Genomic DNA, 13,963 nt, shown 5'->3' with positions numbered 1-13,963 from the left:
CACTGCCGGACTAGACGTCGAGGGCTTTCAACGAATCGTGATCGTCGATCGCTGTGGTGATGCGCTTCAACAACGTCAAACACGTTTCGGTCGATTGCATCTTGGGTTGATAGGCCGCACGGCCGATCGTGAAAGCCCATGCGGCGTAGGCGAACATGGACTGCTGCCGGTACAGCAACCAGGCGTCGTCGAAGGATGGCACCTCGCCGCCGGCACGGCCGAGTTCGTCCAGGTATGCCTCCAGCAGTTCGCGGTCCCACGCACGCCGGTCCTCGGGCTCACATCCGGAGTTGACGGTATAGGCGAAGTCGTGGGCCCACCCGCCACGCATCACCACCTGCCAGTCGACATACCCCATTCGGCCGTCACGAGTCACGTAGGTTTGCCCGATGTGCGGGTCGCCGTGCAGCAAGGTCGCGGGAACGTCGTCGGTCGCAATCGCGATGGCCCGTTCGACGCCCGCCCACAACCGCTCGCTCTGCCCGTGCAAAGCCTCGGGAACGACCTCTTCCGCCCGGCGCAGGCCGACCTCGCACCGCTTCTTCATGTCGATCGCGGCGAGGTAGGCGTTGAGCATGTAGGCCGGGGTGTTGAGGACGCCGATCGACGAGTCCTCCCAGAATGTGCCGTGCAGCCGCGCGAGATTGCGCACCAGGTCTTCGATCTGGTCGCGGGCGATGGGAGCCGTCGGCTCGCTGAATGCTGCCCCGCGTGTCGCGGCGATGTCCTCCATCAGCGCGATCGACCGCCACGACGATGGATCGGAGGCGCCCCAGTAGCCGATCGGGGCCTCCATGTCGACTCTGGGTCGGAAGTCCCGGAAGAAGCGGGTCTCTCCGTCGATCATCTTTCCGCCGCCGAGGAGTATGCGCTGGCTGAACGCCGTGGTGGTCTTCGCGAACAGCTCCGTCGGCAGTCCCGACTGGGTGCCCACGTCGTTGTATTCGACCCGGATCGCGACTCGGGTCGAGGTACCCCGGCTGCCGTTGGCCGTGTCGAACGACAGCACCTCGGCATCGGGAACATCGCGGCACAGGACAGCTGTCAGCCACTCGGGGGTGATCTTCTCGCCGGAAACCGGGACATCGTCGATGGACCGCGCCATCGGTCGGGTGATCTTCTCACTCAGCATATGAGCACCGACCGTCGCGGATCGCCCGAGCAACCAGAGTTTATGGTTCATGCGCTTGCCTCGATTCCAGAAGTACGACAACACTGTCCGAGCAACTGACCTCAACGGTCGACGCCCGCAGACAGTACCCCATCCTTCTGGAAGATGTTGTACGACAATGGCATTGCCCATCATGCATCGAACCCCGGGACGGTGACCGCATATGGCGAGGTCAGCGCGATCTACTCGATGCCCCCTCGCGTGGAAATTGGCACACAGTCCCGAGGGTGCACGACCCGAACCGCTCGAGCCGTACGCCTTGCCACGGTGGGGATGTCAGTTCCCGACGGCGCAAACGAGACGAAATCGTCTCCGCCGATGCTCGTGGAACCCGGCTCGGCCACGCTTCGCACCGCGCAGCGGCTATCGCCGCATCGCACGCGCTGCCGCCGCGTCGCATGATGTCGAAGCGGTCTGGGTGGCGAGACTGTGGGAGGCGGCAGCGGCGGCATGAGAGCCCATCCCCACCGGCCGACCGGGCAGTCGCAGTTCACCCATGACGAATTCGCGCCTTTACCGGTGCTTCTCGGCAGATATGTAGGACGCCTGCCGCATCAAGTTGAGCAACTCGATGGGCAGCTCGGCAGGCAGATCGGTGATCGGGCGACCGTAGGTGGCGGCCAGGTCGAAGGGGGTGGCGCGATGGACCGACCAGTCGTGCTCAGAAAGCCAGTCCCCAGGATCGGCGCGGGCGTCGTCGTACCACAGGTCGCGCACGTTCAGGTTGCTGAACGGGTTAGGGCCGAAGAAGTTTTCCGCCATGTCGAAGTGGTGCTGGTCCAGGCCGCGGCCGAAATCGTCAGCGGCCACCCAGCTGCCGGGTGCGGACAGGGCGTCGATGCGTTCGAACAATGCGTCATGTGCCGAACCCGGCAGGAACGGCAATAGCCCCTCGGCCGACCACGCCGCCGGCCGCCCCGGATCAAAACCTGCGGTAGTGAGCGCGGCAGGCCAGTCATCGCGCAGATCGACCGCCAGCGCGCGCTGTTCGGCCGTGGCCACGGCACCGTGCTCGGCGAGCACCCGGCTCTTGAACTCCAGCACACGGGGCTGATCGATCTCGAAGACGACCGTGCCAACGGGCCAATCCAGCCGATACGCTCGCGCGTCCAGACCGGATGCGAGGATCACTGCCTGACGCACACCCCGCCGCCACGCCGCGGCGAAGAACTCGTCGAAGAACTTTGTCCGAACTCCCATAAACCGCCTGATAAGACCGACTCGGCCCACCGAGGACGGGTCGTCGAGCATGTGCAAAAAGTGCGGTTCACCCGCCGCCTCGACGAACCACGTCGCATAGCCGTCGCGGATCAGCGGCTCTGGTTCGAGTGTCGCGAGTGCGCGAAACGTAGCGACGCCCAAGGCAGTCAAACCCACGCTGGTCACGATGTCCCAGCTGTCTCCATCCGTTCGCATAGATATCACCTCATGGTGTCAGCGATCATCAGAGCCCTGCTGAAGCGGAGCCGGCGCTCCGCATCCACCTCATCGATTTTCCTCTCATCCGCAACCTCTGGGCAACGCCCGAGGTTCCGGCCGATTCCTCCCGATCCCGAATACCGCCGCCGTCGGGTCAGCGCAACACCCGGCAACGGCTGACTCGGGAGTGTTGCGATATGCATCGTCGCAATGGGGATGATTTGCGTCGGATGGTCGGTTATCACCGTGGTTCGTATGCGAAGAATATCGGTGATTCTGATCGAGAGGATTTCATCGCCGAATTATGCCCGACGAGTACCTCATTGCCGTCGACTCCGCGTGCACCTGCGTGGCCGGCTCAGCCGTTGGCGAGCGCACGATCAGCGAGTGCGGCGATGACCGGTCCGAGCGTTCTGGCGTAACTGACGGTGAGGTGATTGTCGTCGCGGTACACCAGGTTGTCACCGATGATGAGGGGACAGTAGGCGGCAGTGCAGAACAGCGAGGTCAGATCGGCGTACTGGCCGCCGTCGGCGGTGGCCGCCGCCTGCTCGACCCCGATACCCACGTCGTTGACGGCGACCGGCCGCGCTGGCGTGCATGCCGCGGCATTGTCGATATGTTCGGACAGGCACGCTGGCACGGTGGTGTGCGGATCGGGGATCGATCCGAGGACAAGGACCGCCGCTCCGGTCGCTCGCAGCTGGCCGACCAGGCGGTTCAGGCTGTCGACCCAGGCCTGGTCGTACGAGACGAAGCCGAAGTCGGCGCCGTAGCGCCGGGACATGCTCACCACGATCAGGCGGGGGCGTTCGGCCCGCAACCGGGTCAGGATCTGGCCGCGCCACTGCTCGCATTCGGTGTACTCCCGGCCCAGATAGGGGCTGGTGATGGGCAAGCCGAGCAATGGGCAGGTGACCTTGGCCATGGTTTCCAGCCGCCAGTGCCGCTGCGCGGCGATCGGCTCGAACGCCGGATGCCACATCGCGGCGTGTGAATCGCCGACCAGGGCCACTGTCGTGTCCGAGTCCGGATCGCCGGAGGCGCACTCGGCCTGTCCCACGTCACGCCACGATCGCACGCAGCCATCGACGAATACGCCCGCCTTGTCGCCGGGCGCGTCGGCCAGCGAGGGGGTGAGATTCGAAGGGACAGCTCGGATTTCGGCCGAGGCAGCGACTGCGGCCTGCGTCTGTGCGGTCAGCTGCCGGACCGCCGCGTCGCGCGCGTCGGTGCTGGGGGTGGCGGGTGCGGCCGGCGTGGCGAGCGTGAGCGCCGCGGCCGCCGCACCGCGACCGACCGGGATGGGAACGAGTACGAGCAGCATCAGTGCCACACCACCGGCGACCGCGGTGATCGCGCCGCCACAGGCGAGACTGCGTGCGGCCGACCCTCGCAACGAGGCAGCGAAGCGGACCGGGTTCTCGACCAGCCACAATGTGAGCATCGCGAGTCCACCTGCCATCACGACCGCGCCCATCGAACCACCAGGTCCGAGCTGGTGACCGAGCACGTACGGTGCCAGCAGTAAGACCGGCCAGTGCCACAGATACCAGGAGTACGACACGCGGCCGATCGCCCGCATTGCCGGCAGTGCCAGTCCGCGGCCAACCCCGAATGGTGTTTCCACACAACCCGATATGATCACCAGGGCGGTACCGAGAACGGGCAGCAGGGCCGCAGTGCCCGGATAGAATGTCTTCCCGTTCAGCTGGATACACGCCGCGACGATCAGGGTCAGCCCGATCCATCCGGCAGGGGCGGCGACCGATTTCGGTAACCGGGACCACGCACCGGCCGACAGCGCGATCATGCCGCCGGCAGCCAGCTCCCAGGCCCGCGTCGGCAGCGAGAAGAATGCCCACGGTGGCAGCGTGCGGGTCAAGATCAGCGAACTCGCGAAGGACAGCGCGGCGATAACCGCGAGAACGATCAGGTACGGGAATGCAGCAGCCGAACCAGTTCGGCGCCGCCGCGCGAACCAGGCCGTGACGGCGATCAGCGCGGGCCACAACAGATAGAACTGCTCCTCCACACCGAGCGACCAGAAGTGCTGAAACGGCGACGGAGACATGTCGTCGGCGAGGTAGTCGGTGCCGCGCAGCGCGAGTCGATAGTTCCCGGTGTACAAGGCGCTGGCGATCCCATCGCCAAGGACTTGGCGGGCCTGCAGCGGCGGCAGCAGTACGGCCGCGCCGATCACGGTGGCAACCACCACGACACCCGCCGCGGGCAGCAGTCGGCGGGCCCGCGCGCCGTAGAACCGGATCAGTCCGACAGTGTCGGCGGCCGCCGCTTCCCGCCAGAGAATTCCGGTGACGAGAAAGCCGGAAATGACGAAAAAGACATCGACTCCAACGAATCCGCCCCCGACGCCCGGCGTGTTCGCATGAAAAAGCACAACGGCCAGTACGGCGACTGCCCGTAACCCCTCGATGTCGGGCCGAAATCTCCCGCGCGGTGTCGCATTGAGCGCCCGATCAGCCCGCCGATCTATCAATCCGCCGCTCGCCGCCACCGCCATGGGCGGCATTGTTATCGATCTCGCCGGTTGTGTCACGGCAACTCACCGCGTACCAGGTTTCCTGACCTCGATGATTCGGTCGCCGAACAGATCGAGTTCGGTATCGGCATTTCACTATGCCTGAGCGGCTCGAACCGACAATTCCGACAATCGGAAACTTCGGATAGTTCGACCCTGCAATGAGGAATTCAATGTTTCGACTTACGACGTACTCGACTTCAAGTCCTCTTGCTCTGATTTGGTCAGCGAGCTGAGTGGTGTCGGCGTCGACGCCGAAGGCTGTGGCCGATGTCGCGGGCGAGTTCGAATGCCGGTGCCAGCGCCGCCCATCCCTGAAGTTTCTGTGTGGGCGACGAACTGTCACTGTCGGTGAAAACCAGGAGGTCGGCCGCCGGTCAGTGCGGTGTTTCGGCGGCGGTCCGCAGGTCGGCCAGCCAGGCTTCGAGACCGGCACCGAGAAAGTGGGTGGCGGTCGGCACGTCTGCCTCGACTTGGGTGCCGTTCCAGTTCTCCTCGGTGCGCACCAGGACGCCGCCGTCCACCGGGGTGAAGGTCCAGACATGAATTCCGCCGTCGATGCGCATCCCAGCACCGATCGCCGGTCCGCTCCACCGGATGCACCGCGATGGCTGCAGCTGCTGGACGGTGGAGGTGATTGTCAGGGTGGTCGCGGGGGTCGTGGCGGTGGCGGGGGCGGGAGTGGTCCATCGGAACTGTGAACCAGCCTGCAGCGGCCCTGAATCCACACGCTCGATGCTGGTGACCGGCTGCTGCCAGGACGGCCAGCGTGCTACGTCGGTCTGCAGATTCCAGACGGTGTCCAGCGGCGCCTTGATCAGGGCTTCGGTCCGGTAGTGAATCGGGGCCGCGGTGTCGATCCCCGCACCCTCGCAGGTCGGGGGTGTCGAGTCGGCTGGGCCGTCGGCAAGCGCGGGGCTGAAGGTAGCGCCCAGGAAGGCGGTGACCAGCGCGATCCCGAGCAGGGCGACCCGGCCGCGGCGAGGGCTGGTGCCGAACTCGGCTGGCGCCTTCGTGGTGCGGGGCAGGCGGGTGTCGTTCATGATTCTGCTCCTCATCGACGGGCTCACATGAAAGTTGGTGAGCATCTATTGCAATGGTTAGAAGATATAACGCTTTGCGAGTGAGATGCAAGAGCAAAAGTGATATCTTCTAACTGAACTGTTGGCGCACAGCCAGGAAGGGAGCGGTCGATGACAAACCCAGGTGTGAAGACTCCCCGGGAGCGCTATCGAGTGCAGATGCAGGCGGAGATCAAGCAGTGCGCCTGGCAGCAAATCGCCACGGCGGGGGCGTCCGCGCTGTCGCTCAATGCCATCGCCAAACAGGTGGGCATGAGCGGCCCCGCTCTGTACCGGTACTTCGCCAGCCGCGACGAACTGATCACCGAACTCATTCGCGACGCCTACCGAAGCCTCGCCGACACCCTGCGCGCGGCCCGAGAATCCGGCGCCGACCTGACCGGACTGGCCTACGCACTACGGAAATGGGCCTTGGCCGACCCACAGCGGTACTTCCTCATCTACGGCACGCCCGTCCCCGGCTACCACGCACCCGACGACACCACCGAGATCTCGAACGAGATCTTGACGATGCTGATCGAGGCATGCTCTGTAGGGGGCGCGGACCCGCAGGTAACACCGTTCGACACCCACCTCGAACACCATCGCCGATGGGCCGACGACCGCTCCGTGCCAACCACAACTCTGCATCGAGCGATGTCCTTCTGGACCCGGCTCCACGGCGTCCTGTCCCTCGAACTCGCCGGGCACTTCACCGGAATGGAGTTCGACCCCGCCCTGCTGTTCGCCGACGAACTCAACACCCTGATCACACACTGACCACGCCGCAGCGGCGGCCGGCACTCGAACGGATGCGACATGCCCCGCCATCGTGTCAGCTCAGCGATGTCGGGCTGCCCGACATCATGTCCGCGGTGGGGAAGGCTGACCTTTTCGACACCGCGCTCGTCTTCGAGAACTTCCCTGTCGACACCGGCCTGCTCGATGACCGGGACGCGGACTTCTCGGTCGCGTCCGTCGAAGTCCTTGGTGGCACGCATTTTCCGCTCACGGTGGTCATCGTTCCCGACCGCGGCGAATTGACCTTTCGGATCGGTGTGCAGCTCGCCGGCATCGACTGCCTCACTGATGCGGGCGACTTGTGGTCGCCGATGCTGGCCGCCTGCGCGGCACTTGCCGCACGACAGCAACCGCTGGTCGGGCGAGTCGCCCTGTTCGAGCCCGCGCGCCGGATCGATCTCCTCGCCAACGGCTACCACCGGGCCCCGGCACCGCGGAGCGGTTCATGGCCGACCCGTACGGCCCGCCCGGTGCCCGTATGTACCGCACGGGTGACCTCGGCCGATGGGATGCGGCCGGTCTGCTGCATTTCCTCGGCCGCGCCGACCAGCAGTTGAAGATCAATGGATTCCGGGTCGAACCCGGGGATGACCGCCGCGCTGGCGGCGATGTGCGCCGAACCCGACGCACCTGCGAGCTCCGCTGCGGGCGAGTGTGCCGGTGCGCGTGTCGATTTCGGCGGTGATGCCTGAGCTTGTATTGGGATCTTGGATATCCACTGGTAACGGGTGATTCGACGGATCGTGCAGCGTCGGCAGCAGGTTGGTGCTTGGCTTAGTTGCCGACTGGAGAGGATGACGATGTAGCGGCCGGCTCGATGGCGGCCTGCTCACGCGGCGGGCCGCCACCTTGTCACCGTCGTGCCGTAACAATCGATTCGGCCGAACCTGCCCGACGTTACGTCGTGTCCAAGACCGGCCAGGCTCACAAACGCCCCCGGCGAACCGTCCGTCGGGTGGGCGGTCACCGGATCGAGGGCAGCACCTTATTTCAGGAGTACCGGCAGGCGGTCGTGCCCATTGGCGATGAAGCCGGGTACAGTGCCGAGTTCGTCGGGCGAGACGGCGAGTTTCATGTGCGGGAACCGCTGGAAGAGGGAGGGAAGGGCCACCTGTGCCTCCAGCCGTGCCAGCGGTGCGCCCGGGCAGCGGTGGGCGCCGTACCCGAACGCCATGTGGTCTTTGTGCGGCCGTGTGGGGTCGAACTTGTCCGCGCTGTCGCCGTAGATCTTGGGGTCCCGATTCGCGCCAGCGGGGCAGGAGAGTATCGGATCACCTTCGGTGATCGCCACGTCACCGAGGACGAAATCCGTGACCGCGTAGCGCAGCGGGGCGTGCGCGATCGATGGCTCGAACCGCAGTGCTTCCTCGATCACATCCGCCCAGGGCAGACTGCCGTCGAGCGCGGCGGCCCGGTGTTCCGGGTTGGTGAGCAACAGGTATATCGACTGGTCGATCAGATCCACCGTCGTCTCGTGCCCGGCATTGATTGTCAGATATAGCGTCCCGACGAGTTCCTCGACGCTGAAATCCTTTGCGGGATCGTCCGCGTGGGAGATGAGCGTGCTGGTCATGTCATCAGCCGGATTCTCGCGACGATACGCGACGAGATGCTGCAGGAGCCCGATCATCTCCTCGTAGTTGGCTACGGCTTCCTCTTCGCTCAAGGCGATGTCGAAGATGCCGTCCACGCATTTCCGCAGTGGCCCTATCAGGTGCTCGGGAACTCCCATCAACTCGTTGATCACACGGAGCGGCAGCGGATATGCGAAATGCTCGCGGATGTCCACGGGGTTGCCCTCCGGCGCGGCATCCAGACCCGTCACCAGGTCATCGGCAATCGCCTGAATGCGGGGCTCCAGCGCCGTGGTGCGCCTGTTGGTGAACGCTGGCGCCACGAAGTTGCGGAGCCGCCGGTGTTCGGATCCGTAGGCGGTGAACATCGAGCGCGTATTCACCCAGTTGAGGAGAGGAAAGTCCTTGCCGATCTCCCCATTCCGGAACGCGGGCCAGTGCTTGTGCGGGTCCTTGGAAACCTCTGAGCCAGAAAGAATCTCCTTGAGCATGGCCGCGTCGGTCACCGACCATGCTGGCACTCCGCCCGGGAGCACGACCTTGGTGACCGGTCCCCGCTTCCGGATGCGGGCGATCTCACCCTGAATGTCCCGACCTTCGGGATCGAGGACGATGGGGTCGGTGTAGTTTTCCATGCAAACTCCAATCTGACCGTAAACCAGCGGGCGGGGGCTTGCGTGTTGCCACCGCGTCCCCTGGGCGCTCACAACAAACGTAGCCGTCGATACCCGTTGGGGCTCAGTCATTTCCGGCAAAGTTGCGATATTTTTTGGCAAGCGGTGGGTCGGCCGGACTGGTGAGGTTGCCTGTTCAACTGTCGACGTGGTTGCCGACGGAATCTGCCATCCGCTACGGCAAGGTAGCCGAGGGGCCGGTGTTCGGCACGCCCAGATCCTCACCGTCGGGCAGCCGGGCCCTATCAAGGCAAGAATGCAGCTCCGTGACGACCAGTACCGAGGCCGCGGGCATGCTCGGTCGCGGCGGCCAGCATCGCCATGTTGGCGTCCACCAAGTTCACCCGCACCTCGCAGCAGCGCACTCGGGTCAGGAATTAGCCCCTGCCACACGAAATCTCGGCGACATGTCGACACTGGGCCAGCAGCAGGCCGGCCACTGTGGACGGGGCACCTCCGCGGTTTTGGAGCGCGAATTCGGCCTGGCCGGTGTATTCGTCCACCGTCAGATCGGTGCTGTCGGTGGGATGTGCTGGTCGCCGCGTCTCAAAAGACTTACGCCTTCAGAGCTGCAATGGAGAAGAAGGCGGGAACACAACCGGCAACGCTTTCAATGCTCGGTGAAATGGGCCCGGCCGCCAGTCCAACTTCTCTGGTGGCAACGCCAGCCGCATCTCTGGGAGGGCGTCCAGGAGTTGATCGATAGCTTCCTGTGCGAGCAGAACTCCGTAGAGCCGTGCGTGGGCAGGGCAGTTGTGCGGTCCGGTGCTGAACGCCAGATTCCATCCGTTGTCCAGGAATTCGCCTGTGTTCATCTCTGGATCTGTATTACACGCGGCCATGCTGATGATGACCGGCTGATTCGCCGGCAACCAGACGTCGTCGATCAGAATTGGCTGGCGAGGATAGGTAATGCAATAGTTCGCCATTGGCGGGTCGGTTGCCAGCCTCTCATCGAGTGCGGTCTTGGTTGTGAAGTGATTGTCATGGTTGGTAAAGCGGGGGTCGGTCAGCATCAACAGCAGGGTGTTGGCGATGAGGTTCAGTGGTGGTTCGATACCGGTAGCAAACAGCAGGACAAGCTGCTGCACCATCTCTTCGTCGGTCAGCTCGGCGGGATGCTGGACGAGTCTCGTGGCGACGTCGCCAGCCGGGTGCGCGCGCTTCAGCGCGGTAAGGTTGAACAACGCGTTGCCCATTTGCGCGTTCACTGCTTCAGTATCCACACTGTCGAACATCGCGGCACTGGCCGCTGCGACCTCATCACCGATGTCTGGTGGACAGCCGAGTACTTGGCAGAAGACTGAGAAGACCAGCGGGAGGACGTATTGCTTCAACACGTCGGCGTTCCCGTCCTCGCAGAACGTGTTGATGATCGGGATGGCGGTTCTCTGCACCATGGGTTGCAAGGAGTTGAGGTCGATCCCGGCCAAGGCGATGTTCAAGGTATCGCGGTAGCGAGCGTGATCTGCGCCGCTGGTGCGGATTGCGTTGGGTCGGGGCTCGATCATCGGCATGATCGGGATATCCGCAGGTGCGGTCTTGTGCCAGACACTCGGATCGGCTGGAAAATGGTCGGGGTCGTTGAGAATGCGTACGGCGGTGCGATAGTTGATAACGAGGGTTGCGGGCACTCCTGGCCACATCTCGACTGGTACCAGCGGACCGAAGTCTCGACGCATCTGGCGGTAGAAGCCGTGGGGATCGGCCGCAAATTCTTTACTGTAGATCTGGATTCGAGGGCCTTTGAACTCGATCGACGACATTGGGTCGGCGGTAGTACCCTGCTGCGGATACACATAGTCTCCTTGAGATCGGTTGCGGCAGCATAGTACCCAGGGCGAGGGTCGAGCGATAACTGTCGGGTCGCTATGTTGTTCCCTGCCAACAGGATTCCGCCGTCGAGATTGGTTTCGGCCCCACATCGCCCTCTGCACCCGCCTACCTGGGGAATCTTCGATCCGGCGGAGGCCGCTGCAGTACTCGTTGACGCGTTGCACTACGAAAGTCCGGGTAGGGCGCCTCCGTTGGGGGCGCCCTACCCGGACTGCCTTGGCAGGATCAGTTGCGGCTTGGGTCGTTGCAGCGGGAGTCCCATGCGGCGGGCAGATCCTCGGACAGCACTGGTGCGCCGAGGATCTCGTCGTCCAAGCCGAACGCGTCCAGTAGCGCGGGCAGGTGGTCGGCGAGAGCGTCGATGGCCTGCGGAAGGAGCCCACCGCGGAGTTGCTGCTTCACGGCCTTTATGGCAGCGATGTCGAGTAGACCGTGGGTGAGATACCACGCAGACTGTTTGTTGATCTGCTCCAGAGCGAAAACGTCACGCAGGGCGGCGATCTCGGGATGGTGTTCGGCGTGTTCGTCGAGCAGTCGCAGGGCCTGCTCTGCGCAGTAGGCATCGGCGAGCTCGAGCGCGTCCGGGATGACGTCCAGCCGAGCTTGTAGCGCTGGATCGCCAAGGAGCGGTTGAATCTCTTGCGCGATCGTCAGTGTGCGGGCGCGGAGCAAGCGCGACCGGTCGCCGGGGTCGGCGGGATCGTGGAGAGCGGGTTCGAGTGGCGGCGTGCTAACGAGCTGTTTGGCCAGCACGCGACCGGCGACGGACCCGAGGACGTAGATGTCGCCCTCGCCGGTGATAGCGGCATGATTGACTCCGAGGTAGTTGGCGACCCGGTTGGCGCTGAACATGCCTTGCGCAGCCATTTTGATGCGACAGTCGGTGACTGTCTCCAAGGCATGCTTCTGGATGAAATATTTGGCCAACATCACCGATACGACGGTGTCGCGGGCGGTGAGATCAGCGCTCGCGAGGAAGGTCTTGATCGCGTTCCCGTAGATGGTCCGGGCGACAGTGCCGGCCAGATCGGTGAGCAGGGTGTCGCGCACATGCGGGATATCGAACATGATTGTGGTGTCGACCGGCGTCAACGGCACTACCCGCTTGGCGGCGTAACGCAAAGCGATGTAGAGCGAGGCGCGGGCCGAGGCGTTGAGGCACGACGAGAGCGCCAAACGCCCGACGGTCAGTTGGCTGATCGCCGATGCGAACGACCGCTTCTGGCTTGTCTCATCGCGCCAGGTCAGCACACCCTCATCATCGATAGTGGCCAGGTCGTTGCTCAGCCAGGCACTGCGCTCGACCCGGAGATTATCGAAGCTGATGACCGAGTTGTCCATGATGACCAGCGGCTGGTGGTCGAGCTGGGTGATCGTCACACCAGGGCACGGTTCGCCGTTGGCGTCGCGTAGTCGCGCCGTGAACAGGTGCACGCCCTGATCGACGCCCGCCGCGTCGATGAACCGTGCACCGATGACGCAGACCCGAGCAACCGGGATGCCAACGCTGGGCATGAATTTCCGCGCCCGCGGGTTCGGGGTGTTGAGCACGAACCCGTCACCGTCCCATGTCGCGGTGGTCTGCATGAATCCGATGTTGGAGCCGCACCCGTACTCGGTCAGCAGCATGACGCCGACGCTGGAAGCGTCATCCAGGTCATGAAGGTACGGCGCGGCGGCGTCGGAATCGGTCAGGGTGGCCAGGCTGCCCGAGGCCAAGTTGAAGTGGCCGGAGATCAGCGGGATCAGGTCCGTCGCCAGCACGGCGGACCAGTCGAACACCGCGAACAGCTCCGGTAGATCGGTCGCGACATCGCGAGTACCGCCGATCTCCTTGACCAGATATCGCAAGTGATCATACGCGTTCTCCCGCCGCCGCTCCTGGCTCTGCTTCTCAGTAACGGCGAAGTCTGGGTTGCTCAGAACCTGCTGCAGCTGCTGGTGGAACTCCAGGTTGCCGTGCCGAAGAAGCTCGGCCAGTGCTGTGTGTTGCCTATACCCCTGCGTAACCATAACCGCCTCCTACTCATTTCCGATCCCAGCGGCTACTCGTCCACCGTTGGGCATACCGGGACCATCGCTGCCGAACTTCGACGCACCGGAGCCAGCCGTTACCCACACTCACGCGGATACCGTCGGGACCGGGACAAGGGAGCCGGACGATGACCTGTCAAAAGCTCAATGCACCATGCAACTTCACGTGAGGTTTCGTTCCGCTACCTGGCCAACAAGTTTCGGACACCGCGCCGCAAAGTTGGCGCGCGCCGATCTGGCCCTGGGGGAATCGCAGGCACGGGTAACGGCCGCCACCCAAGCGAAAAGCTCAATTTGCACGTCTCCGAGTGTAGCCGTTGTTCGTGAGTTCTCAACTGGGAGAACGCATTTCGGCGTTTATCAAAAGATGCGGCAACGATCGCCAAATTACCCGCATCTGAGTCATGCAGAGAGTGGACCTCACCAACCCGAAATGTTGGACTCCAATGGGTATGGTCACCGATAGCGCAGAATCTGGTGCAGGAGAAGATATTTAGCCGGGCAGGGACGCCGCAGCCAAGGACGTGGCCCGCCGACCGCGGGCAGGAATGGTCGGTGCCGTCTCGTCATCACCCACCTCTCCTGGCGCAGGAGGCGTCCCGGCCCGAATCATTCAACGCTCAACTACATCTCAGGCGCTGGTAGCTGTAAAGCACCAACGCACACTGGGAAGCTTGGCGCGGACGGCTCGGCCCCGTGGCATAGGTGTATCACAGGGATCGGCACCGGTGACCAGGGGAGCGTATGCGCCGGGGCGCGCAAAAGCGTCTCGACCCGAGTGCTACACCAGTCCAGTCGGGCTCGCAATTGGTAGTCCATGCGGAGCCGGTCTCGTTGTGGCGGAGACATTT

Annotated in this window: 9 protein-coding genes; 2 read left to right on the top strand and 7 right to left on the bottom strand. The window is 64.0% G+C overall.

What is annotated here, in order from left to right:
• Window positions 1-10: 10 nt before the first annotated feature.
• The 4 genes from AB0J29_RS03495 to AB0J29_RS03480 form a co-directional block, all read right to left on the bottom strand.
• On the bottom strand, window positions 11-1,183 hold the full coding sequence (locus AB0J29_RS03495; protein WP_364778507.1) for an aminoglycoside phosphotransferase family protein: 1,173 nt from the start codon (window positions 1,181-1,183) through the stop codon (window positions 11-13).
• A 501-nt stretch (window positions 1,184-1,684) separates the two neighbouring features.
• A complete protein-coding gene (locus AB0J29_RS03490) occupies window positions 1,685-2,587 on the bottom strand; it encodes a class I SAM-dependent methyltransferase (protein ID WP_364778504.1) in 903 nt (300 codons plus the stop codon).
• Window positions 2,588-2,948: 361 nt separating this feature from the next.
• Entirely contained in the window at window positions 2,949-5,114 is a 2,166-nt protein-coding gene (locus AB0J29_RS03485; protein WP_364778501.1) for an acyltransferase family protein, read from the bottom strand.
• A gap of 395 nt (window positions 5,115-5,509) precedes the next feature.
• Window positions 5,510-6,175: an SRPBCC family protein gene (locus tag AB0J29_RS03480; RefSeq protein ID WP_364778498.1), complete on the bottom strand. Its 666-nt coding sequence runs from the start codon at window positions 6,173-6,175 to the stop codon at window positions 5,510-5,512.
• A gap of 150 nt (window positions 6,176-6,325) precedes the next feature.
• Between AB0J29_RS03480 and AB0J29_RS03475 the strand changes: the two genes are divergently transcribed.
• Together AB0J29_RS03475 and AB0J29_RS03470 are read left to right on the top strand one after the other, a co-directional pair.
• A complete protein-coding gene (locus AB0J29_RS03475; RefSeq protein WP_364778495.1) occupies window positions 6,326-6,973 on the top strand; it encodes a TetR/AcrR family transcriptional regulator in 648 nt (215 codons plus the stop codon).
• A gap of 95 nt (window positions 6,974-7,068) precedes the next feature.
• The gene (locus AB0J29_RS03470) at window positions 7,069-7,551 is read left to right on the top strand and encodes a hypothetical protein (RefSeq protein ID WP_364778492.1); all 483 of its coding nucleotides are present in this window, start codon (window positions 7,069-7,071) and stop codon (window positions 7,549-7,551) included.
• Window positions 7,552-7,979: 428 nt separating this feature from the next.
• On the opposite strand, the gene AB0J29_RS03465 is transcribed toward AB0J29_RS03470, so the two are convergent.
• From AB0J29_RS03465 to AB0J29_RS03455, 3 genes are all read right to left on the bottom strand, one after another.
• Window positions 7,980-9,203, bottom strand: a complete 1,224-nt coding sequence (locus tag AB0J29_RS03465) for a cytochrome P450 (RefSeq protein WP_364778489.1) — start codon at window positions 9,201-9,203, stop codon at window positions 7,980-7,982.
• A 602-nt stretch (window positions 9,204-9,805) separates the two neighbouring features.
• On the bottom strand, window positions 9,806-11,041 hold the full coding sequence (locus AB0J29_RS03460) for a cytochrome P450 (protein WP_364778486.1): 1,236 nt from the start codon (window positions 11,039-11,041) through the stop codon (window positions 9,806-9,808).
• Window positions 11,042-11,303: 262 nt separating this feature from the next.
• A complete protein-coding gene (locus AB0J29_RS03455) occupies window positions 11,304-13,091 on the bottom strand; it encodes a hypothetical protein (protein ID WP_364778483.1) in 1,788 nt (595 codons plus the stop codon).
• Between the last annotated feature and the right edge of the window lie 872 nt (window positions 13,092-13,963).

Source organism: Nocardia sp. NPDC049707, assembly GCF_040674855.1.
Classification (GTDB): Bacteria; Actinomycetota; Actinomycetes; order Mycobacteriales; family Mycobacteriaceae; genus Nocardia.
Note: the sequence above shows the minus strand (reverse complement) of the source record. Positions and strands in the feature narration are given on the sequence as shown.

Excerpts from the sequence above, each read along its gene's own strand:
- AB0J29_RS03480 (WP_364778498.1), bottom strand. The coding sequence starts at position 6,175 with ATGAACGACACCCGCCTGCCCCGCACCACGAAGGCGCCAGCCGAGTTC.
- AB0J29_RS03465 (WP_364778489.1), bottom strand. The coding sequence starts at position 9,203 with ATGGAAAACTACACCGACCCCATCGTCCTCGATCCCGAAGGTCGGGAC.
- AB0J29_RS03475 (WP_364778495.1), top strand. The coding sequence starts at position 6,326 with ATGACAAACCCAGGTGTGAAGACTCCCCGGGAGCGCTATCGAGTGCAG.
- AB0J29_RS03455 (WP_364778483.1), bottom strand. The coding sequence starts at position 13,091 with ATGGTTACGCAGGGGTATAGGCAACACACAGCACTGGCCGAGCTTCTT.
- AB0J29_RS03485 (WP_364778501.1), bottom strand. The coding sequence starts at position 5,114 with ATGGCGGTGGCGGCGAGCGGCGGATTGATAGATCGGCGGGCTGATCGG.
- AB0J29_RS03490 (WP_364778504.1), bottom strand. The coding sequence starts at position 2,587 with ATGCGAACGGATGGAGACAGCTGGGACATCGTGACCAGCGTGGGTTTG.
- AB0J29_RS03495 (WP_364778507.1), bottom strand. The coding sequence starts at position 1,183 with ATGAACCATAAACTCTGGTTGCTCGGGCGATCCGCGACGGTCGGTGCT.